Consider the following 21271-nt stretch of genomic DNA (forward strand, 5'->3'; position numbering starts at 1 on the left):
TGACGTTCCGGCAATGTTCGTTAGACTGCTAGCACTTGCTACTATGTGGTTCAAGAGTCGAGCTTTCCAAGCGGCTTGTCGACCCGAAAACCAGGATGTGGGGACTCGGGCAATTACGCCGCTGTTCTGCAAGCTAGGCGCGGCGCCGAACCTTCGATCTCGACCGTACCGTGCGCTTGCGGCTCGTTTGCTTCTTGGCTGGCCTCAAAAGCTTCTCGATCTGGCGCAGCGTCGCCGAGCTGGTCGACGTCGTGCGCTTGCGCCTGCGGGTCCGCTTCGACGTGCCTGTGGTCTTTTTCAGGATGTCCTTCAGCGCACCGTCGACGACGCCTTCGACAAGATCGGAAATGAAGGACATGGGCTGGCTCGCAGGTTCTCGGGTCGGACTGGCCGATGAATAAAAGACTGCCCGGCCGATGTCGAGACGGCTACTTGATTGCCCGCACGCAGATGAAGGCGGGCGAGAAGTTCAATTCTTCGAAATGCTCGGGGTCTGCCGCTTCCATTTCCGCGACGGGCAGTGGTTCGACAAAGCGATCGAGCCGCCAGCCGGCATCGGCCAAGCCATTCAATATGTCCTGCAAAGGGCGTCGGTAGGACTCGACATACGGGTTGGGAAGGCCGAAGCCGCCCCAATGCAGGCCCCAGAGATTGGTGGCGAAGTAGTTGGCGTCACCGCGTGCGCGGAGATCGGCCCAATCGCGCATCGGATGGCCCATCGAAAAGACAAGGTGGCCTCCCGGTCGTACAATCCGGTGGAACTCGGCGAATACCGGCTTGAGGTCCTCGACATAGTCCAGCGCCAGCGAGCACAGGATCGCGTCGGCGCTGTCGCTGGAAAGCCAGTCGAGCGGCTTGCCCAGGTCGCCTTCGCGGATATCGACGTCGAGACCGGCGCAACGCTTCCGTGCCAAATCGAGCATTTCGGGCGTGACGTCGAAGGCGCGGACGCGAGCACCGCTGCGGGCCAGCTTCTCCGTGCAGATTCCGGAGCCACAGCCGGCGTCGACCACGTCGAGTCCGGCAACATCGCCCAACAGCGAAAGCGAGGCCGGCCGCTCGTAGAGCGCATTATGCGGCTTGGTCGGCGCGGCAGCGTCATACCGCTCGGCGAAGGAGCCATAGGCGCGCCGCGCAATCTGCTCGCTTTCGGGAGAGGCTGGGCGGCGCGACATTGTTGGCAAGGCCCGGCGACCTTACTCCGGAATGCTTGTCTGCAGGGCGAGCGCATGCAGCACACCGCCCATATTGCCCTTCAGCGCATCGTAGACCATCTGGTGCTGCTGCACGCGGGTCTTGCCGCGGAAGCTTTCAGACACGACCTCGGCGGCATAGTGGTCGCCGTCGCCGGCGAGGTCGCGAATGGTCACCTTGGCGTCCGGAATGCCTTCCTTGATCAGTTTTTCGATGTCGTGGGCATCCATTGCCATGTCGGTATTCCTACTCAGTTATTCATGAACCGAGGGAACCAGGATTCGTGAGCCGAGGTCAACTCGTCCACGCTCACGGCCCGTGCCTCGCCCAACTTCAGTTCCTTGCCGCCGGTCGTCCCGATCCACGGAGCGTGGATGCCGAGCGCCTTGGCTTCATTCCACAACTCCTGCATGTCGGCCGACTTCGGGTCAAGCTTGACGGTGACAAGGTAACGGCCCTGGTCTTCGCCGAAGAACACCGGGATCGGATTGGTGCCGCTGAGGCCGGGAATGGTGGCGCCGATGCCCGAAGCCATCGCCATTTCGGCCAGAGCCACCGCCAGGCCGCCGTCGGACAGGTCGTGGACCGCCGTCGCCGTGCCGTTGCGGATCAGCTTGCGGACGAAATCGCCGGCCTTCTTCTCGTGCTCGAGGTCGACTGCCGGCGGTGGGCCGTCGGTGCGGCCGTGCACGTCGCGCATGTAGATCGACTGCGCGAGGTGGCTGCCCCACTGGGCCGGGCCGCCGACCAGCAGGATCACTTCGCCTTCACGGGCAAAACAGGCCTTGGCCATCTTCGACCAGTCGTCGATGAGGCCGACACCGCCGATGGTCGGCGTAGGCAGGATGCCCTGGCCATTGGTCTCGTTGTACAGCGACACGTTGCCCGAAACGATCGGGAAGCCGAGCGCGCGGCAGGCATCGCCGATACCAGACACTGCCTTGACGAACTGGCCCATGATTTCGGGGCGTTCGGGATTGCCGAAGTTGAGATTGTCTGTTGCAGCCAGCGGCAGGGCACCGGTCGCCGTCAGGTTGCGCCAGCATTCGGCCACCGCCTGCTTGCCGCCCTCGTAAGGATCGGCCTCGCAATAGCGCGGCGTCACGTCCGACGAGAACGCCAGCGCCTTGGTGGCATGGCCCTCGACGCGCACCACGCCGGCGTCACCGCCCGGGCGCTGTAGCGAGTTGCCCTGGATCATCGTGTCATACTGCTCATAGACCCAGCGGCGCGACGACAGGTCGGGCCCGTCCAGCATCTTCAGCAGCGCATCGGCGACATCGGCCTGCGGCACATCTTCTGCGGCCAGCGGCGCGCGCGCTGTCGGCTCGACCCACGGGCGGTCGTATTCGGGCGCTTCGTCGCCAAGTTCCTTGATCGGCAGGTTGGCGACTTCCTTGCCCTGGTGGAGGACGCGGAAGCGCAGGTCGTCGGTGGTCTTGCCGACGATGGCGAAGTCGAGGCCCCACTTGACGAAGATCGCCTCGGCTTCTTCTTCCTTTTCGGGCCGCAGCACCATGAGCATGCGCTCCTGGCTTTCCGACAGCATCATCTCGTAGGCGCTCATGCGCTCTTCGCGCACCGGCACCTTGTCGAGGTCGAGCTCGATTCCGAGATCGCCCTTGGCGCCCATCTCGACGGCAGAGCAGGTGAGACCAGCTGCGCCCATGTCCTGGATGGCGATGACGGCGCCCGAGGCCATCAGCTCGAGGCAGGCTTCGAGCAGGCACTTTTCGGTGAACGGGTCGCCGACCTGAACGGTCGGGCGCTTCTCGTCGATCTTGTCGTCGAACTCGGCCGAAGCCATGGTCGCGCCGCCGACGCCGTCACGTCCGGTCTTGGCGCCGAGATAGACCACGGGTAAGCCGACGCCCTTGGCCTGCGACAGGAAGATGCCATCGGTCCTGGCGAGCCCCGCGGCAAAGGCATTGACCAGGATGTTGCCGTTGTAGCGGGCATCGAAATTGACTTCGCCGCCGACGGTCGGCACACCGAAGGCATTGCCGTAGCCGCCGACGCCGGCGACCACGCCCGACACCAGGTGGCGGGTCTTGGGGTGGTCCGGCGCGCCGAAGCGCAGCGCGTTCATGGAGGCCACCGGCCGCGCGCCCATGGTGAAGACGTCGCGCAAGATCCCGCCCACGCCGGTCGCAGCACCCTGGTAGGGCTCGATGTATGAGGGGTGGTTGTGGCTCTCCATCTTGAAGACCACGCAGTCGCCGTCGCCGATGTCGACCACGCCGGCGTTTTCGCCCGGGCCCTGGATGACGACGTCGCCCTTGGTGGGCAGCGTGCGCAGCCACTTCTTCGAGGATTTGTACGAGCAATGCTCGTTCCACATCGCCGAAAAGATGCCGAGCTCGGTGAAGCTCGGCTCGCGCCCGACAAGGTCGAGTATGCGCTGATACTCGTCCGGCTTGAGCCCGTGCGAGGCGATGAGTTCGCCGGTGATCTTCACGTCGTTCTGAATGGTCATCGGTTTTCCCGTCAGTTCGGCCTTGCGGCCTTCCTAAAGCTTGAAATGCCGTGGTCCGCAACAACCGCGATGACGCACAGCACAAGAAACAGCAGGGTCATCATCAGCGACGTCAGCGCGACGCTCGTTGCACCCTTGGTGGCGATGTCGAGGAACGGGTAGGGGACCTCGCCCGCAATCGGCGCCCGTGCCAGAGCATAGATAAGATAGAGCACCGGATAGACAACCCAATAGGGGATGTCGCTCCATCTGGTCGAGCCGTCCGCACCGGCGGCCAACCACCAGGCGAGATAGAGGATCGGGGTGACGTAGTGCAGCAGCACGTCGCAGAGCAGGAACAGGCCCTCAGGCTGCCAGAGCGGCGCCAGGATCGTGACGTAGACGATCATCACCAGCGCAATGGCGACGGCCACGCCGCCACGCGCGCGCGCGCCGGCAAACAGGCCGAGCAGCCCGGATTTCGCGTCGCGCAGCGCCGCCAGATACACCAGAACAGCGCCGATATTGGTCAGGATGGTGAAGAAGCTGAAATAGAACACGGCCGAGCCGAGCACGGTGCGGCCAGCGGCAATCGACGCCGGCATGGTGATCGCAAACTGCAGCATCAGGCCGACCAGACCGATCGCCAGACCCGCAAATTGCAGGAACCGTGCCATGCCTCAGGCGGCTCCGCCGCAGGAGGCGTCGCCGGTGCGCCAGCGGTTGATGTCGGAGCCGATACGCGCGCCGAGCGCCTCGTCCATCAGCGGGCCGAACACCTCGACCTGGCTGGAGGCGCCACGGGCCTGCACCACCAGCAGCGGGCGGGCGCCATATTGCTTGGCTGGTACCAGCAAGAAGCGCGGCGTGCCGCCAAAGTTGTTGAGTTCATTGGCCATCTGGTACTTCTTGAAGGCCGGGTCCTTGCTGGCAAACCAGCATCTGTGCGCGGCGATGGCCACCTGTTCCATCGAGCGCAGCGACGCGCTCTTGCCCGAGCCCGAGGGGGCTGGTGTCTTCGGGCCGGAGTTGCAGGCGGCGAGGCCGATGACAGCGGCTGTTGCCGCCAGAATCCGGAGTGACTTCATTCGCCGATGCCCGCCTTTTGCGATGGATGACTGGAGAGAATGCCGGACGTTTGCCGCTCAGGCCGCCTTGGAAAGGCCGAGCGCACTTTCGAACAAGGCGCGGCCGTCTTCGCCGCCATGTGCTGCCTCGATCAGGTTTTCCGGATGTGGCATCAAGCCGAGCACGTTGCCCTTGTCATTGATGATGCCGGCGATGTCGTTGACCGAACCGTTCGGGTTGGTGCCCTCGGCGTAGCGGAAAACCACCTGGCCTTCGCCTTCGATGCGCTTCAGCGTATCCGGATCGGCGAAATAGTTGCCGTCGTGGTGCGCCACCGGGCAGCGGATGACCTGGCCGGCCGAATAGTTGCGGGTGAAGGCCGTGTTGGCGTTGGCGATCTCGAGCTTGACCTCGCGGCAGACGAACTTGAGCGACGTGTTGCGCATCAAGGCGCCGGGCAGCAGGCCGGCCTCGACCAGGATCTGGAAGCCGTTGCAGACGCCCACGACCTGCACGCCCTTGGCGGCCTTCTCGGCCACCGCGCGCAGCACCGGCATGCGAGCAGCAATCGCCCCGCAGCGCAGGTAGTCGCCGAAGGAGAAGCCACCGGGAATGGCGATCAGGTCGACTTCGGGAATCTCGGTGTCCGTCTGCCAGACGGTGACGGGCGCCTTGCCCGAAATCTTGGTCAGCGCCGCAATCATGTCGCGGTCGCGGTTGAGGCCAGGGAGGAGGACGACAGCTGATTTCATCTCGGTTCGTAAGGCCTCTGGGGTTCGGCAAGTTCACGCAATTCTGGGCGACGCTCGATGCGCTCGAGCCGCTCGTCGTGGCGCGCGAGAACACCGTAGATATTGTGGATGTCACTCTGAATCCCGACCATGTGGCCGCGAATGACATTAAGTTCCCTTTTGACCTCGGACACATCCTGGCGAAGTTCGGACAGGTCGTGATTCATCCGCTTCAGCAGTTCGTACACCAGGTCGTTGGTGACTTCTGCCACTACACCCTCCGATGCAACCTCAGATAAGCGTCACACTATAATTCTCAATCACCGTGTTCGCCAGAAGCTTCTCGCACATGGCATTGAGGTCAGCTTCCGCTTTGGCCTTGTCTGCGCCTTCTATCTCGACGTCGAAGACCTTGCCCTGGCGCACCGAGCCGACACCGCCGAAGCCGAGGCCGTCGAGCGCATGTTCGATCGCCTTGCCTTGCGGGTCGAGCACGCCGTTCTTGAGGGTGACGGTGACGCGGGCCTTGATCACGGGCATTTCACTCCGGGGTCGAAATTGGAAAACTTTCGGGCGCGAAGTTACTCGCGCCCGTGGTTGATGCTTCAGTGCTTGACGAGGACCGGGCCGGTCGGGCGCGGGGTCTCGTTTTCGTTCATGATGCCGAGGCGGCGTGCCACTTCCTGGTAAGCCTCGACCAGTCCGCCCATATCGCGGCGGAAACGGTCCTTGTCGAGCTTGTCCTGGGTGGCGACGTCCCACAGGCGGCAGCTGTCCGGCGAAATCTCGTCGGCAACCACGATGCGCATCATGTCGCCCTCGAACAGGCGGCCGCATTCGATCTTGAAATCGACGAGCTGGATGCCGACGCCCATGAACAGGCCGGAGAGGAAGTCGTTGACGCGGATGGCGAGTGCCATGATGTCATCGATTTCCTGCGGGCTTGCCCAGCCGAACGCGGTGATATGCTCTTCCGAGACCATCGGGTCGTCGAGCGCGTCGGCCTTGTAGTAGAACTCGATGATCGAGCGCGGCAGCACCGTGCCTTCTTCGATGCCGAGGCGCTTGGCTAGCGAGCCGGCGGCGACGTTGCGCACCACGACCTCGAGCGGGATGATCTCGACTTCCTTGATCAGCTGCTCGCGCATGTTGAGCCGGCGGATGAAGTGGGTCGGAATGCCCATCCGGTTCAGATGGTTGAAGATGTGCTCGGAGATGCGGTTGTTGAGCACACCCTTGCCGTCGACGACCTCATGCTTCTTCTTGTTGAAGGCGGTGGCGTCGTCCTTGAAAAACTGGATCAGGGTGCCCGGCTCGGGGCCTTCATAAAGGATCTTGGCCTTGCCTTCGTAAATGCGGCGGCGATTCTTCATTTGAATGATTCTCTGGTTGGAAGGGTGGACGGCAAGCTACCGGTCCCTTTCTCACGCCGCAAAGCCGCGGCGGCTGTGGGTTTCAAGGCCGGTCTCTATCTTAATCGGACCCATTGCTCAATCATCATTTCCCGCCAATCAACTCCTTTTGGTACGGAAATGCCGCACCGCACACGCAAACAGAGCAAAAGAGAGATATTGACCGGGCGGCGGGCTTTTGGTTTGAGGAAGTCGATATCATATGCACCGGAAGTCGAATCGATTTCCCACTCCCTGGAGGATTGCCATGAGCAACATGAAGGACCGCGAAGAAGGTTTTGAGCGCAAATTCGTCTTTGACGAAGAGCTGCGTTTCAAGGCGAATGCGCGGCGCAACAAGGCGCTCGGTCTCTGGGCGGCTGAAAAGCTTGGCAAATCGGGCGCCGATGCAGAGGCCTATGCGAAGGAAGTCGTCGTTTCCGACATTGAGGAAGCCGGCGATCATGACGTGTTCCGCAAGGTCCGTGCCGACTTCGATGCTGCTGGCGTTGACCAGTCCGACCATCAGATCCGCCGCACCATGGACGAACTGATGGCCCAGGCGATCGAGCAGATCAAGAATACCTGATTTTCCCAGTGTCGCTGGGCCAACGAACCGCCCGGATTCCGGGCGGTTTTTGTTTGCGACTTCGGTCGCTTCCGGGTGAAATGACGCCCGATCAGGAGAGAAAAAATGTCGCTTGCCGAGAGACTGAACGCCAACGAGACCATCATCACTGCCTGGTCGGGCGTGCCCGATGCGTTGACCGTCGAAATACTTGCCGGGCAAGGGTTTGATGCCGTCACCCTCGACATGCAACATGGCGGCCACAACGAAGACAGCGTGTTGCGCTCGTTGGCTCCGGTCCTGCGCGCAAACAAGCATGCAATCGTCCGGGTTCCGGTCGGTCGCTTCGATATGGCTAGCCGTGCGCTCGACTTCGGCGCAGAGGCCGTCATCGCGCCGATGGTCAATTCGGTGGAGGACGCGCAACGCTTCGCTGCCGCGATGAAGTATCCGCCGTTGGGCGAGCGTTCCTGGGGGCCGACCTTCGCTGCGCCCCGCCAGGGCAGCAAGGACCCTGCCAAGTGGCTCAGGGAGAACAACGCCCGCACCGTCTCTTTTGCGATGGTCGAGACGCATGCCGCGGTCGCAGCTCTCGATGACATCCTGTCGACTCCCGGTATCGACGGCATTTTTGTCGGGCCCGGCGACTTTTCCATCGCCTGGACCAACGGCGAGACGATCAACGGGACGCTCGAAGGCATGATGGAAACGGTGGCTGAAGTCGCCAAGCGCACGCGGGCCGCCGGCAAGCATGCCGGCATCTATGTCACCGATCCGAAGATCGCCGGGCGCTTTGTCGAGATGGGCTTCCAGCTACTCGCCACCGGCTCGGAGCACCAGCTGATCTCGGCCGGCGCCGCCGGCCTGCTGGCCGATCTCAGGAAATCGCTCGGCTGACGAGTCCTCGTCAGCCCTCCAGGCGCGACAGGAACTGGGCGAATACCATCGATCCTTCCGGCCACGGCCCGTGGCCGGAATCCGAATTGATGTGACCGGATTCGCCGGCATCGACGAACATCGACCCCCAGGCGGCCGCGATGTCTTCCGCGACATCGAGTGCACAGTAGGGATCGTTGCGGCTGGCGATCACCACCGAGGGAAACGGCAGCGGATCGCGCGGGTAGGGGCCGAAGGTCATCATGTGTTTCGGCTTGATGGCTGGGTTGGAAACATCGGGCGGGGCAACAAAGAACCCGCCGGCAACACGTTTCGTGAACCCCGGAATGGCGTGGATCGCAGTCGGTATGCCGAGCGAGTGGGCAATCAGCACCACCGGCCGCTCGGCCGCGTTCACGGCCTCGATGACCTTTGCCGTCCAGTCCTCACGTAGCGGCTTCGACCACTCGTCCTGCTCGACGCGGCGCGCGGTCGATAGTTTTTCTTCCCAACGGCTCTGCCAGTGGGTGGGCCCGGAATTGGTGTATCCGGGGACGATGATGATTTCGGCGTCCTTGACTTTCATGCCGCGCATGTAGCGATCCGGCTGCGCCGGTGCAACCACTCCGAACCACCTTCGCGGCCGGAAGATTGCGATACCGGTCTCGCGCTAGCCGGCCAGCGCGTGCGGCTCGGGAAAATGGATGCCGAGCAGATCGCGCATGTTGGGACGTGCGGCGACCAGATCGGCGATCGTGTAGCGGGCCAGGACCTCGAAAAACGCATTCAGCGCCTCACGAAGCGCAGAATTGAGCCCGCAGCTGTCGACCAGCGGGCATTCGGCCGCGTCGGTCTCGAAGCATTCCGCCATGGCAAAGCTCTCTTCGGTGACACGTACCACGTCGAACAGCGAAATCTGATCGGCAGGCTTCGCCAGTCGCACGCCGCCATTGCGGCCACGGACGGTTTGCACCAGCTTGGCCTCGACCAGCGGCTGCAGGATCTTGAACAGGAACAGCTCCGACACCGTGTAGGCAGCGGCGATCTCGGGAACCCGGCTCAGTCGGCCCTCATTGGCCGCGCAATACATCAGGATGCGCATGGCGTAGTTGGTTTGGCGGGTAAGGCGCATTGGTGATTCCTCGCTGTGGCGCGGACGGGCTTCTTATATGGCCTACACCTTAGAACAATTCCAGACAAGCGATCTCAAGAATCTGGACAAGATATATCAAGAAACCGCGCTGCGGTCCCGCATCTGGCGCAAGCCAGCCCTGCATTCCTGATCGGGCTCACGGGTTGAAGTTGTTGCTGCGTTGCACAATATTGGTGGCGTCGGGAGTCGAAGACTCTGGGGAGGAACCCAAGAGGACTACGACATGGAACAGATCAAACATGCCCAACGGCCGCTGACGGGGATCATCCGCCAGCTCAGGCCATCCGATCTGCCCCGCTTTGCCGAACATCTCCTGAGACTGGACGCCCAGAGCCGGCGCGACCGCTTCAATGGCCTGACCGACGACGGTTTTCTCCGGTCATATGCCGAGCGCAGTTTCCACGACGGCGTGACTGTCATTGCCTATGTCGAGGGCGACAAGGTTCTGGGCGCTGCCGAACTGCATGAACGCCCCGAGGAGCGCGAGCCGACGGCGGAGATCGCCTTCAGTGTCGAGCGCCAGTTGCAGCACAGAGGAATCGGCGGCCGCCTGTTCCGGCGGATCATCGCCCAGGCGAAGGGGCTCGCCTATACGCGGCTGCAGGTGACCACGCACGCCAACAATTCGGCGATGAAGGCCCTGGCCCGGCGCTTCAACGCCAAGCTGAGCTTCGCACAGGGCGAGACCAACGGCATCATAGAACTCGACGCGGACGGAGCGGCCGATCATGATTTGGGATTTTTCGCCCCGGCCGATTTCGGACGGCGCAACGTCGGCAAGGCCATCGCCGCCTAATTCAGCTTTTCGAATTGAAGCGGCGAAAGCCGTCGCCGATATAGTTCCTGTGATGAACAGGGAAGGCGACCGATGTCCTCACCGCAAAGCCAGGCCTTTCCGGCCGGCATGACACCTTCCGCCAATGCCGTCGATGCCGAAAAGCTGGCAGCGCTGCGCAGGACCAAATTTCTGGCGACTGCCGCCCTGGTCGTGTGTGTTTGCGTGTTCGCGATCGCAAAATCGCTGCAAGGACGCTGGCTCTGGCTTGGCTTTGTCGCCGCCTTCGCCGAGGCCGCCACCATAGGCGGCCTGGCGGACTGGTACGCCGTCGTCGCCCTGTTCAAGCGACCGCTCGGACTGCCGATACCGCACACGGCCATTATTCCCTCCAACCAGAACCGGATCGCCGAAAATCTCGGCCGCTTCATCGAGATCAACTTTCTGGCGCCCGAGCCGGTGCGGCAGAAGCTGAAGGAAGTAGATTTTGCTGCGCTCGTCGCCGACTGGCTGTCGGACCGCAGCCGAGCGGAAGGGTTGTCGCGCTTCGTCGGCCGGCTGGTGCCGCAGATGCTGCAGGCGATCGAAGGGTCGGGCCTGCGCGAGTTCGCCACGCGCCGCATGCTCGATCGCCTCGGCAAGATCGAGGTGGCGCCGTTGGCGGCGGAACTGCTGTCCGCTTTCACGGACGATCGCCGGCATCAGCGGCTGCTGGACGAGTTCACCAAGATAATCGGCAATTTCTTGAGCGACGAGCAGGCGCTGGCCGTGCTGCGCGAAAAGATCAGGGAGGAACTGCCGTCCGTCTTCAACCTGTTCCGCGCCGATGCCTATCTGCTCAAGCGCATCGTCTCGTCCGCGGCCACACTGCTGGAAGAGGTCCGGGCCGATCCCGACCATCCGCTGCGCGGCGAGTTCGACCGCTTTGTCCACGGCTTCATCGATCAACTTCGCCATTCGCCCGACTATGCCAAGCGCGCCGAACAGGTGAAGCGCAATTTCCTCGCCCGTCCCGAACTGCGCGGGCTGGCCCACGACGTCTGGAAGAGCATGCGCGGATTTATCGAGCAGGATGTCGCATCGCCGGATTCGATGACGCGAAAGCACCTGACCAACCTGTTCGTCGAGGTTGGGCAGAATCTGGCGCGCGATCCGCAGATCCGTGCCGACATGAATGCCGGTTTCGTGGTCGCGCTTGCCTCCTTCGTAGAGAGCCAGAAGAGCGGCGTCTCCAGTTTCATTGCCGAACAGGTCAAGCGCTGGGACCTTGGCCAGCTGACCCGGCTGATGGAGATCAACATCGGCCGGGACCTGCAGTATATCCGTTTCAACGGCATGCTGATCGGCGGCCTTGCGGGCCTTGTGCTCTATTGTGCTGAACTGCTCCTGGTGGCGAATTGACCATGCCCCTGGCTTCTCTATTCTGACACTTGCGACCTCCGGGAAGGCCCGGAGCCAAAAGGGAGCGAGCCATGGCCAAGAAACCAGAACCGGAATCCTTCATGGACATGTTTTCGAAGTTCGGCCGCGATCTGAAGATGCCCGCGGTCGATGTCGACGACATCGTCAGCCATCACCGCAAGAATCTCGAGGCGCTGGAAAAATCGGTGAAGGCGAGTGCCTCGGGGGCTTCGTCGCTGGTAGCCAAGCAGCGCGAAATGATCCAGAGCGCGTTGCAGGAGGTGACCGAGGCCGCGCAGGGATTGCGTATGCCGGGCAATCCGCAGGAGATGCTCAGCAAGCAGGCCGATTTCGCCAGGCGATCGTTCGAGGCAGCGCTCAAGAATGCCGGCGAGGTTGCCGATATCGTGCGCAAGTCGGGGTCGGAATCGGTCGAGGTCCTGCGCGAGCGCATCCGCGAATCGATGCAGGAAATCCGCGACAGCTACGACAAGAAGAAGTAGCTTTTCCAGGCTGACGCATCGGCAGCCCACCTCTGTTGTGGGTTTCGCAAGACGGGCCGCGCATTGCCAGGCCTCGGATGCTAAGGAAGGCAGATCACCATTGGAACGCAGTGCGTCCGTCTGGATGCACAATTGCGTCTTAACGCATTGAATCTGCGTATTGTGCCTGCCGGGAATCAGATTTGATGCCCGGGCTGGTGCGTCAGGATTCGACCGGGGAAAAGGATGAAGGTAGGCATCGAGATGGGGGCGGCGTCCGGCGGGACGAAGGCTCAACTTGATCTCGAAGAGCTGCTGGCGACCCGATTGCTGGTTCAAGGCAATTCGGGCTCGGGAAAGTCGCATCTCCTGCGCCGCCTGCTCGAGCAGAGCGCGCCTTGGGTGCAACAATGCGTCATCGATCCCGAAGGCGATTTCGTAACCCTTGCCGATCGCTTCGGCCATGTCGTCGTCGATGCCCAGCGCACCGAGGCTGAACTGACTCGCATCGCCGGCCGCATCCGCCAGCATCGCGTTTCCGTCGTGCTCAATCTGGAGGGCCTCGACGTCGAGCAGCAGATGCGCGGCGCGGCCGCGTTCCTGAACGGCATGTTCGATGCCGAGCGCGACTTCTGGTACCCCGTGCTCGTGGTCGTCGACGAGGCGCAACTGTTCGCGCCGGCGGTGGCTGGCGAGGTGTCGGACGAGGCGCGCAAGATCTCGCTCGGCGCGATGACCAACCTGATGTGCCGCGGCCGCAAGCGCGGGCTCGCCGGTGTCATCGCCACCCAGCGCCTGGCAAAGCTCGCCAAGAACGTTGCTGCCGAAGCGTCCAACTTCCTGATGGGCCGCACCTTCCTCGACATTGACATGGCGCGCGCCGCCGATCTGCTCGGCATGGAACGGCGTCAAGCGGAGATGTTCCGCGACCTGGCGCGGGGCAATTTCGTTGCGCTCGGACCGGCGATGTCGCGCCGGCCGCTGCCGGTAGCCATCGGTCCCGTCGAAACGTCGGCGCGTTCGGTCAGCCCCAAGTTGATGCCGCTGCCGGATGCCAGCGATGATACCCGCGAGCTCATTTTCGCACCCGCTCCGCTGGAGGCGCGTCACCCGGTGCGGCGTCCGGTGCCGCCAACGCCGACACCGACGGCCGACATCATCGCCCAGCTTTCCCAGGTGCGCGCCGAGGCATCGGCGCCGGTGGCCGAGCCGATATTCCCGCTGTTCGACGAAGCCGAGCGTGAGGCGCTGATCGACACCATCGTGCGCGAGATGGTGGAGGACCCGGATGCGGCTTTCCGCACCGACGCCGTGCTCTACCAGGACTTCCTGGTTCGCTGCCGCATCAAGCGCATGCAGGGGGAGGCACCCGCATTGTCGATCTTCCGTCGCCGCTATGCGGTGGCGCGCTCTGGCATCGACGACGAGACGGCCTCGAGCGACACCTGGCAGCAGGCGCTCGGCATGTCCGCCGCACTGCCGGAGGACCTGCAGGCGGTATTCCTAATCGTCGCGCAGGCGGCGGTGAAAGGCGCGCCTTGCCCATCGGATGCGGCAATCGCACACGCCTATGGCAGCCATTCGGCGCGCAGGGCGCGGCGCCTGCTTACCTATTTCGAGGAGCAGGGGCTGGTTGTCGTGCGCACCGATTTCCATGGCAAGCGCTCGGTGGCTTTTCCCGAGCTTGGCTGCGAAACCGCCCTGGGCGATCCCGAGAGGACGGACGACGTCGCCGAACGCGAGGCAGCCGAATAGCACTCAGGGCGCCTGCCAGAGGTTGACAAGAGCGCTCCCTTCATGGTCCCCACGGGCAAAGTGTTGCCTGACACGGGGGAGAAAACGTGTCGGAACCAATCGAAACCTATGAGGAGTTGCGCGAGAAGATCGGGCAGGAACTCGGCGTTTCCGACTGGATGGTCGTCGATCAGGGACGTATCGACGGCTTTGCGGAATCCACGGGCGATCGACAGTGGATCCACGTCGACCCCGAGCGCGCCCGGCGCCAGAGCCCCTTTCGCACGACGATAGCCCATGGCTTCCTGACGCTGTCCATGATCGGGGCGTTCATCCAGGACATGGGCGTCATTCCGGTAAACACCCAGGCTGCCTTCAACTACGGCCTAGACAGGGTCCGCTTCGTGACACCGGTGAAGGTCGGCTCGCGGGTGCGCATGCGCTCGGTGCTGATATCGATGGAAGACAAGGGGCCCGGGCAATATCTGCTCAAGGGCGAGAACACCATCGAGATCGAGGGCGAAGCCAAGCCGGCGCTTGTCGCCGAGACGCTGATCATGCTCTACGAGCGGCGCAAGAAGGCCACGGCCTGAGCCCCTGCCTATCGGGCGGCGATTGAAATCGCGATCTGGCCGACACCATCGACGCCGCCGGTGATGCGGTCGCCGGGCCCAACAGCGCCGACGCCTGCCGGCGTACCAGTGAAGATCAGGTCGCCTGCCTTCAGTTCCATCGACTGGCTGCAGATGGCAACGATCTCGGGAACCGACCAGATCATGTCGGCGAGGTCGCCCTGCTGTTTGGCCTCGCCATTGACGGCGAGCCAGATGCGCCCCTTCGCGGGGTGCCCGATCTCGGATGCACGGACAAGCGGTCCGCAAGGCGCCGAGCGGTCGAAACCCTTGGCCCAGTCCCAGGGGCGGCTGAGCTTCTTGGCCGTGTCCTGCAGGTCGCGGCGGGTGAAATCGATGCCAGTGCCGTAGCCCCAGACGTGATCCAACGCCTCAGCTGCATTGATGTTGGAGGCGCCGCGACCGACGGCGACCACCAGTTCGATCTCATGGTGCAGGTCGTTGGTGAGCGGCGGATAGGGGATCGTGACGCCGGAATCAACCACGGCGTCGGCGGGCTTGCCGAAGAAGAAGGGCGGCTCGCGATCCGGGTCGTTGCCCATTTCGCGCGCGTGCGCTGCGTAGTTGCGACCGACGCAGAAGATGCGCCGGACCGGAAAGCGCTCGGACGATCCGGAGATCGCAACCGAAGCTGGCGCGGACGGAGCGAATGCGAAAGTGGCCACGGGCAGCCTCCTATCAATGTGATGCAGGCTTTTGGCATGATCCAACCGTGCATTCCACTTCCAATCGACATCCGCGACGCCTGCCGTTGCTGGTTTGCGCAAGACGCCGCAAGTCATGCCGGTGCCAAACAATCTTCATTTTCTTCGCTGGCCTGCACGCATTGCGTGTCTGGACCCAAAAAGTCGCTTGCAGCCTTGATTTGCGGGGATAGGATTTGCTCACCTGACAGGGCGGGGTCTGCCTGGCCGGTCGCGGCAACAGTGGGAGGTTTCATGTCGGAGGTATCTTTGGTCGTCAATGGCCGAAAGGTCAGCGGCGCGGTGGAGGACCGCACGCTTCTTGTCCATTTCCTGCGCGAGCATCTGGGTCTGACCGGCACCCATGTCGGGTGCGACACGTCGCAATGCGGCGCCTGCGTCGTCCATGTCGACGGCAAGGCAATGAAATCCTGCACCATGCTTGCAGCGCAGGCCTCCGGGTCGACCGTCACAACCATCGAAGGGCTCGCCAACGGCGCTGACCTGCATCCTGTCCAGGCCGCTTTCAAGGAACATCATGGCCTGCAATGCGGCTTCTGCACGCCGGGCATGATCATGACCGCGACCGACATGATCCGCCGGCATCCCGAAGGGCTCGACGAAGCCACCGTGCGTGCGGAACTCGAAGGCAACATCTGCCGCTGCACCGGCTACCACAACATCGTCAAGGCGATCCTCGCCGCTTCGAAGACGATGTCGAAGGCATCGAAGAGCAAGGCGAAGAAGGCTGCGTGAGGAAGGGGGGCGAATAGGGAGTAGCGAATAGCGAATAGGGATATCCCGCCGCTTAAGCGCACTGCTCAAATCGCCAACCACTACATTCGCTATTCGCTTTTTGAAATTCGGGAGGAATTCAGATGGGAATCGAAGGCATTGGCGCGCGTGTCGCGCGCAAGGAAGACAAAAGGTTCATCACCGGCGCGGGGCGCTACGTCGACGACATGGTCGTGCCCGGCATGAAGCACGCGGCGTTCGTGCGCAGCCCGCACGCCCATGCAGACATCAAGAAGATCGACGTCAAGGCGGCCGAAGCCATGCCGGGCGTCATCGGCGTGCTGACCGGCAAGCAGCTCAAGGCTGACGGCATCGGCAACCTGATCTGCGGCTGGATGATCCACTCAAAGGACGGCTCGCCAATGAAAATGGGCGCATGGTCGCCTCTCGCGGTCGACCGGGTGCGCTATGTCGGCGACGCGGTCGTCGTCGTCGTTGCCGAGACCAAGGGCCAGGCGCGCGACGCGGCGGAAGCTGTCGAGATCACCTACAAGGAGCGCAAGTCGGTGTCGGACGCCGTCGAGGCGCTGGGCAAGGGCGCACCACAGCTCCATCCCGAGGCGGACGGCAACCTGATCTTCGACTGGGGCATCGGCGACGCCGCGGCAACTGACGCCGCGCTCAAGACGGCGGCGCATATCACGCGCGTCAATATCGTCAACAATCGCCTAGTTCCCAACGCGATGGAGCCGCGTGCAGCCCTTGGCCACTACGACAAGGCCGAGGACCACTACACATGCTGGACGACGTCGCAGAACCCGCATGTCGCTCGCCTGGTGATGAGCGCGTTCTACAATGTCGCTCCGGAAAACAAGCTGCGCGTCATCGCACCTGATGTCGGCGGCGGTTTCGGCTCCAAGATCTACATCTATCCCGAGGAAATCGTCTGCCTGTGGGCCTCCAAGAAGACCGGTGTGCCGGTCAAATGGGTGGCCGACCGCACCGAAAGCTTCCTCACCGACGCCCATGGCCGCGACCATCACACCACGGTTGAGATGGGCTTCGACAAGAACAACAAGATCGTCGGGCTCAAGGTCGACACGATCGCCAATCTCGGCGCCTACATGTCGCTGTTCTCCTCGGCGACGCCAACCTATCTCTACGCGACGCTGCTGTCTGGCCAGTACAACATCCCTGCGATCTACGGCAATGTGCGCACGGTCTACACCAACACCGCACCGGTCGATGCCTATCGCGGGGCAGGGCGGCCCGAGGCTACTTTCGTGCTCGAACGCACGATGGAGATCGCCGCGCGTGAGTTGGGTGTCTCACCGGCCGAGCTCCGGCGCTCGAACTTCGTCACGGCCTTCCCGCACCAGACGCCCGTCATCATGTGCTATGACGCGGGCGACTACGGCACCTCGCTCGATGCGGCGATGAAGCAGGCCGACTATGCCGGCTTTGCCAAGCGCAAGGCGGCGGCAGCCAAGAAGGGCAAGCTGCGCGGCATCGGCATGAGCTGCTACATCGAGGCTTGCGGCATCGCGCCTTCGGCTGCGGTGGGTTCGCTCGGCGCCGGTGTCGGCCTGTGGGAATCGGCCGAGGTGCGCGTCAACGCTGTCGGCACCATCGAGGTGCTGACCGGCTCGCACAGCCACGGCCAGGGCCACGAGACGACCTTCGCCCAACTGGTCAACTCGCGCTTTGGCGTGCCGCTCGACAGCGTGTCGATCGTGCACGGCGACACCGACAAGGTGCAGATGGGTATGGGCACCTATGGCTCGCGCTCGGGTGCTGTCGGCATGTCGGCGATCGTCAAGGCGCTCGACAAGGTCGAGGCCAAGGCCAAGAAGATCGCCGCACACCTGCTCGAGGCCGACGAGGGCGACATCGTCATCGAAAACGGCCAGCTCAAGGTCGCCGGCACCGACAAGAACGTGCCGTGGTTCCAGATGGCGCTCGCTGCGTATACCGCGCACAACCTGCCGCAAGGCATGGAGCCGGGACTGAAGGAAACGGCGTTCTACGATCCGTCGAACTTCACCTTCCCCGCCGGCTGCTACATCTGCGAGGTCGAGATCGATCCGGAGACCGGAAAGACCGACATTGTGCAGTTCGTGGCAGCCGACGACTTCGGCAACATCATCAACCCGATGATCGTCGAGGGCCAGGTGCATGGCGGCATCGCGCAGGGCGTCGGCCAGGCGCTGCTCGAAGGGGCCATCTATGACGGCAGCGGGCAGCTTTTGACGGCAAGCTACATGGATTACACCATGCCGCGCGCCGACGACCTGCCGTCGTTCCAGATCTCGACGTCGAACACGCCTTGTCCGGGCAATCCGCTTGGCATCAAGGGCTGCGGCGAGGCCGGCGCCATTGGTTCGCCGCCGGCGGTCATCAACGCCATCACCGACGCGCTCGGCCACGAAAACCTGACCATGCCGGCGACGCCCCAGAAAGTCTGGGCGGCGTTGCGCAGTGGTTCGAAGCACTGAGACAAGCGAATAGGGAATAGGGAGTAGCGAATAGGGAAGAGAGAGCGACAGCGCCGGGAAAGAAACCTACTCGCTATTCGCTACTCCCTGTTCGCTCTTTCCCCGAAGGGAGAAAGATAAATGTATTCCGTCAACTATCATCGCGCCACCTCGGTCGTGGACGCTGTCAAGAAGATCAAGACCGGTGACGCCAAGTACCTATCGGGCGGCATGACGCTGATCCCGGCGATGAAGACCCGCCTCGCGGCCCCGTCCGACCTGGTCGACCTGAACCACATTGCCGACCTCAAGGGTATCAAGGTCTCGGGCAAGACCGTCACCATAGGTGCTGCAACGACGCATTTCGACGTCGCCAATGACGAGAAGCTGATGAAGGTCTGTCCGGCGCTGTGCGCGCTTGCCAGCCACATCGGCGATCCGGCGGTGAGGCACCGCGGCACGATCGGCGGTTCTGTCGCCAACAACGATCCGGCGGCCGACTATCCCTCGGCTCTCCTGGCGCTTGGGGCGACTATCGTCACCAACAAGCGCCAGCTTGCGGCCGACAAGTTCTTCAAGGGCTTGTTCGAAACCGCGCTCAAGGATGACGAAATTGTCACCGCCGTCACCTTCTCCGCACCGGCCAAGGCCGGCTACGCCAAGTTCCCGAACCCTGCGTCACGTTACGCCATGACCGGTGTGTTCGTGACCAAGGGCAAGGAGGGCGTGCGGGCTGCGGTAACCGGGGCAGGCGATGACGGCGTGTTCCGCTCCAAGGAGGTCGAGGCGGCGCTGACCAAGAAGTTCGAGGCTTCCGCGCTCGAGGGCGTTTCGGTGCCGTCGAAGAACCTGATGGCCGACTTGCATGCTTCTCCGGAATACCGCGCCAATCTGGTGGTGGTGATGGCCAAGCGTGCGGTCATGGCGGCCAATGCCTGAACGAGCTGCATGATTATGGGAAGGGGCCTTCGGGCCCCTTTTCCATATGCTGCCAGAGAGGAGCCGACGTGACCGTTCGACGTATTGTCGCAAATCTGTACGCATCCGACCCCAATGCGGCTCGGGCATTTTATGGCGATCTGCTGGGCCTTGATGTTGTCATGGATCACGGCTGGATGCTGACATTCGCGACGGACGGTGCGATGTCGCCACAGCTCAGCGTTGCCAGCGAGGGCGGTTCGGGGACGCCGGTGCCGGCCTTGTCAATCGAGGTCGACGATGTGGATGCGGTCTATCGGCGGGCCAAGGCGGCGGGCTGCGAGATCATTTATGAGCTCGTCGACGAGCCCTGGGGCGTGCGGCGCTTTTACATGCGTGACCCATTCGGCAATGTGATCAATATCCTTTCCCACTGAGCCTTCGGCGAAAGTCTGTGGGCGCTTGAGGCAGATAGAGGTTAGAAGCATGCGCGCCGCGCTGCAACCTCTTGGCATCCGCAGCGAAGGCGGCTTACATGCCGCGCGCAGGCTTGGAACATCAACAGAATTTGGAGCTTACACGAATGGCGCGTCCGATAACTTCGATTGCCGATCTTCGCGCAATCGCCAAGCGCCGCGTGCCCCGCATGTTCTACGATTATTGCGATTCCGGTGCCTGGACCGAAAGCACCTATCGCGAGAACGAGAGCGACTTCGTGCCGATCAAGCTGCGCCAGCGCGTCGCCGTCGACCTGCGCAACCGCACGCTCGAAACCACGATGATCGGCGAGAAAATCTCGATGCCGGTGGCGATCGCGCCGACCGGCCTGACCGGCATGCAGCATGCCGATGGCGAGATCCACGCCGCGCGTGCGGCCGAGAAAGCGGGCATCCCTTTCACGCTTTCGACCATGAGCATCTGCTCGATCGAGGACGTCGCCGAAAACACCTCCAAGCCGTTCTGGTTCCAGCTCTATGTCATGAGGGACCGCGATTTCGTCTCGCGGCTGATCCAGCGCGCCAAGGCGGCCAAGTGTTCGGCGCTGGTGCTGACGCTCGACCTGCAGATCCTCGGCCAGCGCCACAAGGACATCGTCAACGGCCTGTCGACGCCGCCGCGCATGACGATCCCCAACATCATCAACCTGGCGACCAAGCCGCGCTGGTGCCTGAACATGCTGCGCACCAACCGCCGCACGTTCCGCAACATCGCCGGCCACGCCAAGGGCGTCACCGACCTGCGCTCGCTGTCGTCGTGGACAGCCGAACAGTTCGACCCGGCGCTGAGCTGGGACGATGTGAAGTGGATCAAGGACCAGTGGGGCGGCAAGCTCATCCTCAAGGGCATCCTCGATCCCGAGGATGCCGAAAAGGCTGCGGCAAGCGGAGCGGACGCACTCATCGTCTCCAATCATGGCGGCCGCCAGCTCGACGGGGCGATATCATCGATCTCGGCGCTGCCGGCCATCGTCGACGCCGTCGGCGACCGCATCGAAGTGCTGATGGATGGCGGCATCCGCTCCGGCCAGGACGTCCTCAAGGCTGTGGCCCTGGGCGCCAAGGGCGTGTTCATCGGCCGCTCGTTCCTCTATGGCCTTGGCGCTGGCGGGGAGGCGGGCGTGACCACCTGCCTCGACATCATCCGCAAGGAGCTCGACATCACCATGGCCTTCTGCGGCCTGCGCGACATCCAGGACGTCGACAGCCGCATCATCGCGCGTCGCTGAGTCTGGAAGCACGACCGCGCGCGCGGCGAAGAGTCCAAAGGATCGAATCTCGGCGCGGCTTTCTTTTGAAGGAGGCGGCCAAGCTTGGGCTTTCCCAAACCTTCGGTGCAAGGCATCTTGCGCCGGCGCCTGGAGGCGCGGTTTGCACGGGCGTACGTTCAAGGCCGCACTCGATGCGCTGCAACTGAGCGACGAAGAGGAAGACCGCGTCGTCGCCGGGGCAGAGTCCGCATTTCGCCGCGTGCATGGGCCGGTAAGGGAGACTTTCGGATGAA

Annotated in this window: 25 protein-coding genes and 1 pseudogene; 13 read left to right on the top strand and 13 right to left on the bottom strand. The window is 63.1% G+C overall.

Features of this window, described 5'->3' with window-relative positions:
• Nucleotides 1-133: 133 nt before the first annotated feature.
• The 10 genes from GGQ99_RS03480 to purC form a co-directional block, all read right to left on the bottom strand.
• On the bottom strand, nt 134-358 hold the full coding sequence (locus GGQ99_RS03480; RefSeq protein ID WP_183260686.1) for a hypothetical protein: 225 nt from the start codon (nt 356-358) through the stop codon (nt 134-136).
• Between the two features lie 70 nt (nt 359-428).
• Nucleotides 429-1175, bottom strand: coding sequence for a class I SAM-dependent DNA methyltransferase (locus GGQ99_RS03485; RefSeq protein ID WP_183260687.1), 747 nt, complete (start codon nt 1173-1175; stop codon nt 429-431).
• A gap of 21 nt (nt 1176-1196) precedes the next feature.
• The gene (locus tag GGQ99_RS03490) at nt 1197-1430 is read right to left on the bottom strand and encodes a BolA/IbaG family iron-sulfur metabolism protein (RefSeq protein ID WP_108607858.1); all 234 of its coding nucleotides are present in this window, start codon (nt 1428-1430) and stop codon (nt 1197-1199) included.
• 14 nt (nt 1431-1444) lie between these two features.
• Complete coding sequence (gene purL / locus GGQ99_RS03495) at nt 1445-3670, bottom strand: phosphoribosylformylglycinamidine synthase subunit PurL (RefSeq protein WP_183260689.1); 2226 nt, start codon at nt 3668-3670, stop codon at nt 1445-1447.
• A gap of 11 nt (nt 3671-3681) precedes the next feature.
• A complete protein-coding gene (locus GGQ99_RS03500) occupies nt 3682-4326 on the bottom strand; it encodes a Pr6Pr family membrane protein (RefSeq protein ID WP_183260691.1) in 645 nt (214 codons plus the stop codon).
• 3 nt (nt 4327-4329) lie between these two features.
• A complete protein-coding gene (locus GGQ99_RS03505; protein WP_183260692.1) occupies nt 4330-4737 on the bottom strand; it encodes a YajG family lipoprotein in 408 nt (135 codons plus the stop codon).
• Between the two features lie 57 nt (nt 4738-4794).
• Nucleotides 4795-5469: a phosphoribosylformylglycinamidine synthase subunit PurQ gene (purQ, locus tag GGQ99_RS03510; protein WP_108607862.1), complete on the bottom strand. Its 675-nt coding sequence runs from the start codon at nt 5467-5469 to the stop codon at nt 4795-4797.
• Nucleotides 5466-5720 (bottom strand): hypothetical protein, encoded by a 255-nt coding sequence (locus GGQ99_RS03515; protein ID WP_183260695.1) that lies wholly within the window; start codon nt 5718-5720, stop codon nt 5466-5468. Before GGQ99_RS03515 ends, purQ begins: the two co-directional genes overlap by 4 nt.
• A gap of 19 nt (nt 5721-5739) precedes the next feature.
• A complete protein-coding gene (gene purS / locus GGQ99_RS03520; protein WP_108609867.1) occupies nt 5740-5982 on the bottom strand; it encodes a phosphoribosylformylglycinamidine synthase subunit PurS in 243 nt (80 codons plus the stop codon).
• Between the two features lie 71 nt (nt 5983-6053).
• On the bottom strand, nt 6054-6821 hold the full coding sequence (gene purC / locus GGQ99_RS03525) for a phosphoribosylaminoimidazolesuccinocarboxamide synthase (RefSeq protein WP_108607864.1): 768 nt from the start codon (nt 6819-6821) through the stop codon (nt 6054-6056).
• Nucleotides 6822-7107: 286 nt separating this feature from the next.
• Here purC and GGQ99_RS03530 point away from each other — a divergent pair, with 286 nt between their 5' ends.
• Together GGQ99_RS03530 and GGQ99_RS03535 are read left to right on the top strand one after the other, a co-directional pair.
• Nucleotides 7108-7428, top strand: coding sequence for a DUF1476 domain-containing protein (locus tag GGQ99_RS03530; RefSeq protein WP_108607865.1), 321 nt, complete (start codon nt 7108-7110; stop codon nt 7426-7428).
• Between the two features lie 105 nt (nt 7429-7533).
• Nucleotides 7534-8304 carry an HpcH/HpaI aldolase family protein gene (locus GGQ99_RS03535; protein ID WP_183260696.1) on the top strand — a complete coding sequence of 257 codons (771 nt, stop codon included), beginning with the start codon at nt 7534-7536 and terminating at the stop codon, nt 8302-8304.
• A gap of 10 nt (nt 8305-8314) precedes the next feature.
• On the opposite strand, the gene GGQ99_RS03540 is transcribed toward GGQ99_RS03535, so the two are convergent.
• Entirely contained in the window at nt 8315-8869 is a 555-nt protein-coding gene (locus GGQ99_RS03540; RefSeq protein ID WP_183262345.1) for an RBBP9/YdeN family alpha/beta hydrolase, read from the bottom strand.
• Between the two features lie 84 nt (nt 8870-8953).
• Nucleotides 8954-9415 carry an iron-responsive transcriptional regulator RirA gene (rirA, locus tag GGQ99_RS03545; RefSeq protein WP_108607867.1) on the bottom strand — a complete coding sequence of 154 codons (462 nt, stop codon included), beginning with the start codon at nt 9413-9415 and terminating at the stop codon, nt 8954-8956.
• Nucleotides 9416-9659: 244 nt separating this feature from the next.
• On the opposite strand from rirA, the gene GGQ99_RS03550 reads away from it, so the two are divergent.
• The 5 genes from GGQ99_RS03550 to GGQ99_RS03570 all read left to right on the top strand — a co-directional run bounded on the left by GGQ99_RS03550 (nt 9660) and on the right by GGQ99_RS03570 (nt 14421).
• Complete coding sequence (locus GGQ99_RS03550) at nt 9660-10232, top strand: GNAT family N-acetyltransferase (RefSeq protein ID WP_183260698.1); 573 nt, start codon at nt 9660-9662, stop codon at nt 10230-10232.
• A gap of 108 nt (nt 10233-10340) precedes the next feature.
• A complete protein-coding gene (locus tag GGQ99_RS03555) occupies nt 10341-11612 on the top strand; it encodes a DUF445 domain-containing protein (RefSeq protein WP_246389489.1) in 1272 nt (423 codons plus the stop codon).
• A gap of 71 nt (nt 11613-11683) precedes the next feature.
• Nucleotides 11684-12115 carry a phasin family protein gene (locus GGQ99_RS03560; RefSeq protein WP_108607869.1) on the top strand — a complete coding sequence of 144 codons (432 nt, stop codon included), beginning with the start codon at nt 11684-11686 and terminating at the stop codon, nt 12113-12115.
• A 225-nt stretch (nt 12116-12340) separates the two neighbouring features.
• On the top strand, nt 12341-13849 hold the full coding sequence (locus GGQ99_RS03565; protein ID WP_183260701.1) for a helicase HerA domain-containing protein: 1509 nt from the start codon (nt 12341-12343) through the stop codon (nt 13847-13849).
• 86 nt (nt 13850-13935) lie between these two features.
• A complete protein-coding gene (locus GGQ99_RS03570) occupies nt 13936-14421 on the top strand; it encodes a MaoC/PaaZ C-terminal domain-containing protein (RefSeq protein ID WP_183260703.1) in 486 nt (161 codons plus the stop codon).
• A gap of 8 nt (nt 14422-14429) precedes the next feature.
• On the opposite strand, the gene GGQ99_RS03575 is transcribed toward GGQ99_RS03570, so the two are convergent.
• Nucleotides 14430-15125: a fumarylacetoacetate hydrolase family protein gene (locus GGQ99_RS03575; protein WP_343061680.1), complete on the bottom strand. Its 696-nt coding sequence runs from the start codon at nt 15123-15125 to the stop codon at nt 14430-14432.
• A 273-nt stretch (nt 15126-15398) separates the two neighbouring features.
• On the opposite strand from GGQ99_RS03575, the gene GGQ99_RS03580 reads away from it, so the two are divergent.
• The 6 genes and pseudogenes from GGQ99_RS03580 to GGQ99_RS26055 all read left to right on the top strand — a co-directional run.
• Complete coding sequence (locus tag GGQ99_RS03580; RefSeq protein WP_108607873.1) at nt 15399-15899, top strand: (2Fe-2S)-binding protein; 501 nt, start codon at nt 15399-15401, stop codon at nt 15897-15899.
• 122 nt (nt 15900-16021) lie between these two features.
• Nucleotides 16022-18373 (top strand): xanthine dehydrogenase family protein molybdopterin-binding subunit, encoded by a 2352-nt coding sequence (locus GGQ99_RS03585; protein WP_183260707.1) that lies wholly within the window; start codon nt 16022-16024, stop codon nt 18371-18373.
• Nucleotides 18374-18493: 120 nt separating this feature from the next.
• Entirely contained in the window at nt 18494-19291 is a 798-nt protein-coding gene (locus GGQ99_RS03590) for an FAD binding domain-containing protein (protein ID WP_183260709.1), read from the top strand.
• 68 nt (nt 19292-19359) lie between these two features.
• Nucleotides 19360-19707, top strand: coding sequence for a VOC family protein (locus GGQ99_RS03595; protein WP_183260711.1), 348 nt, complete (start codon nt 19360-19362; stop codon nt 19705-19707).
• Nucleotides 19708-19853: 146 nt separating this feature from the next.
• Nucleotides 19854-20996, top strand: coding sequence for an alpha-hydroxy acid oxidase (locus tag GGQ99_RS03600; protein ID WP_183260713.1), 1143 nt, complete (start codon nt 19854-19856; stop codon nt 20994-20996).
• A 36-nt stretch (nt 20997-21032) separates the two neighbouring features.
• A pseudogene (locus tag GGQ99_RS26055) lies at nt 21033-21270 on the top strand (biliverdin-producing heme oxygenase); the annotation flags it as partial.
• Between the last annotated feature and the right edge of the window lies 1 nt (nt 21271).

The organism is Aminobacter niigataensis (assembly GCF_014200015.1).
In the GTDB taxonomy this organism is placed as follows: Bacteria; Pseudomonadota; Alphaproteobacteria; order Rhizobiales; family Rhizobiaceae; genus Aminobacter; species Aminobacter niigataensis.

Bases quoted from the DNA above. Each gene is read 5' to 3' on its own strand.
- GGQ99_RS03490 (WP_108607858.1), bottom strand. From the start codon at position 1,430: ATGGCAATGGATGCCCACGACATCGAAAAACTGATCAAGGAAGGCATT.
- purC (WP_108607864.1), bottom strand. From the start codon at position 6,821: ATGAAGAATCGCCGCCGCATTTACGAAGGCAAGGCCAAGATCCTTTAT.
- GGQ99_RS03600 (WP_183260713.1), top strand. From the start codon at position 19,854: ATGGCGCGTCCGATAACTTCGATTGCCGATCTTCGCGCAATCGCCAAG.
- GGQ99_RS03480 (WP_183260686.1), bottom strand. From the start codon at position 358: ATGTCCTTCATTTCCGATCTTGTCGAAGGCGTCGTCGACGGTGCGCTG.
- GGQ99_RS03560 (WP_108607869.1), top strand. From the start codon at position 11,684: ATGGCCAAGAAACCAGAACCGGAATCCTTCATGGACATGTTTTCGAAG.
- GGQ99_RS03540 (WP_183262345.1), bottom strand. From the start codon at position 8,869: ATGAAAGTCAAGGACGCCGAAATCATCATCGTCCCCGGATACACCAAT.
- GGQ99_RS03530 (WP_108607865.1), top strand. From the start codon at position 7,108: ATGAGCAACATGAAGGACCGCGAAGAAGGTTTTGAGCGCAAATTCGTC.
- GGQ99_RS03585 (WP_183260707.1), top strand. From the start codon at position 16,022: ATGGGAATCGAAGGCATTGGCGCGCGTGTCGCGCGCAAGGAAGACAAA.
- GGQ99_RS03550 (WP_183260698.1), top strand. From the start codon at position 9,660: ATGGAACAGATCAAACATGCCCAACGGCCGCTGACGGGGATCATCCGC.
- purQ (WP_108607862.1), bottom strand. From the start codon at position 5,469: ATGAAATCAGCTGTCGTCCTCCTCCCTGGCCTCAACCGCGACCGCGAC.
- purL (WP_183260689.1), bottom strand. From the start codon at position 3,670: ATGACCATTCAGAACGACGTGAAGATCACCGGCGAACTCATCGCCTCG.
- GGQ99_RS03555 (WP_246389489.1), top strand. From the start codon at position 10,341: ATGACACCTTCCGCCAATGCCGTCGATGCCGAAAAGCTGGCAGCGCTG.
- GGQ99_RS03485 (WP_183260687.1), bottom strand. From the start codon at position 1,175: ATGTCGCGCCGCCCAGCCTCTCCCGAAAGCGAGCAGATTGCGCGGCGC.
- GGQ99_RS03580 (WP_108607873.1), top strand. From the start codon at position 15,399: ATGTCGGAGGTATCTTTGGTCGTCAATGGCCGAAAGGTCAGCGGCGCG.
- GGQ99_RS03500 (WP_183260691.1), bottom strand. From the start codon at position 4,326: ATGGCACGGTTCCTGCAATTTGCGGGTCTGGCGATCGGTCTGGTCGGC.
- GGQ99_RS03590 (WP_183260709.1), top strand. From the start codon at position 18,494: ATGTATTCCGTCAACTATCATCGCGCCACCTCGGTCGTGGACGCTGTC.
- GGQ99_RS03505 (WP_183260692.1), bottom strand. From the start codon at position 4,737: ATGAAGTCACTCCGGATTCTGGCGGCAACAGCCGCTGTCATCGGCCTC.
- GGQ99_RS03535 (WP_183260696.1), top strand. From the start codon at position 7,534: ATGTCGCTTGCCGAGAGACTGAACGCCAACGAGACCATCATCACTGCC.
- GGQ99_RS03565 (WP_183260701.1), top strand. From the start codon at position 12,341: ATGAAGGTAGGCATCGAGATGGGGGCGGCGTCCGGCGGGACGAAGGCT.
- rirA (WP_108607867.1), bottom strand. From the start codon at position 9,415: ATGCGCCTTACCCGCCAAACCAACTACGCCATGCGCATCCTGATGTAT.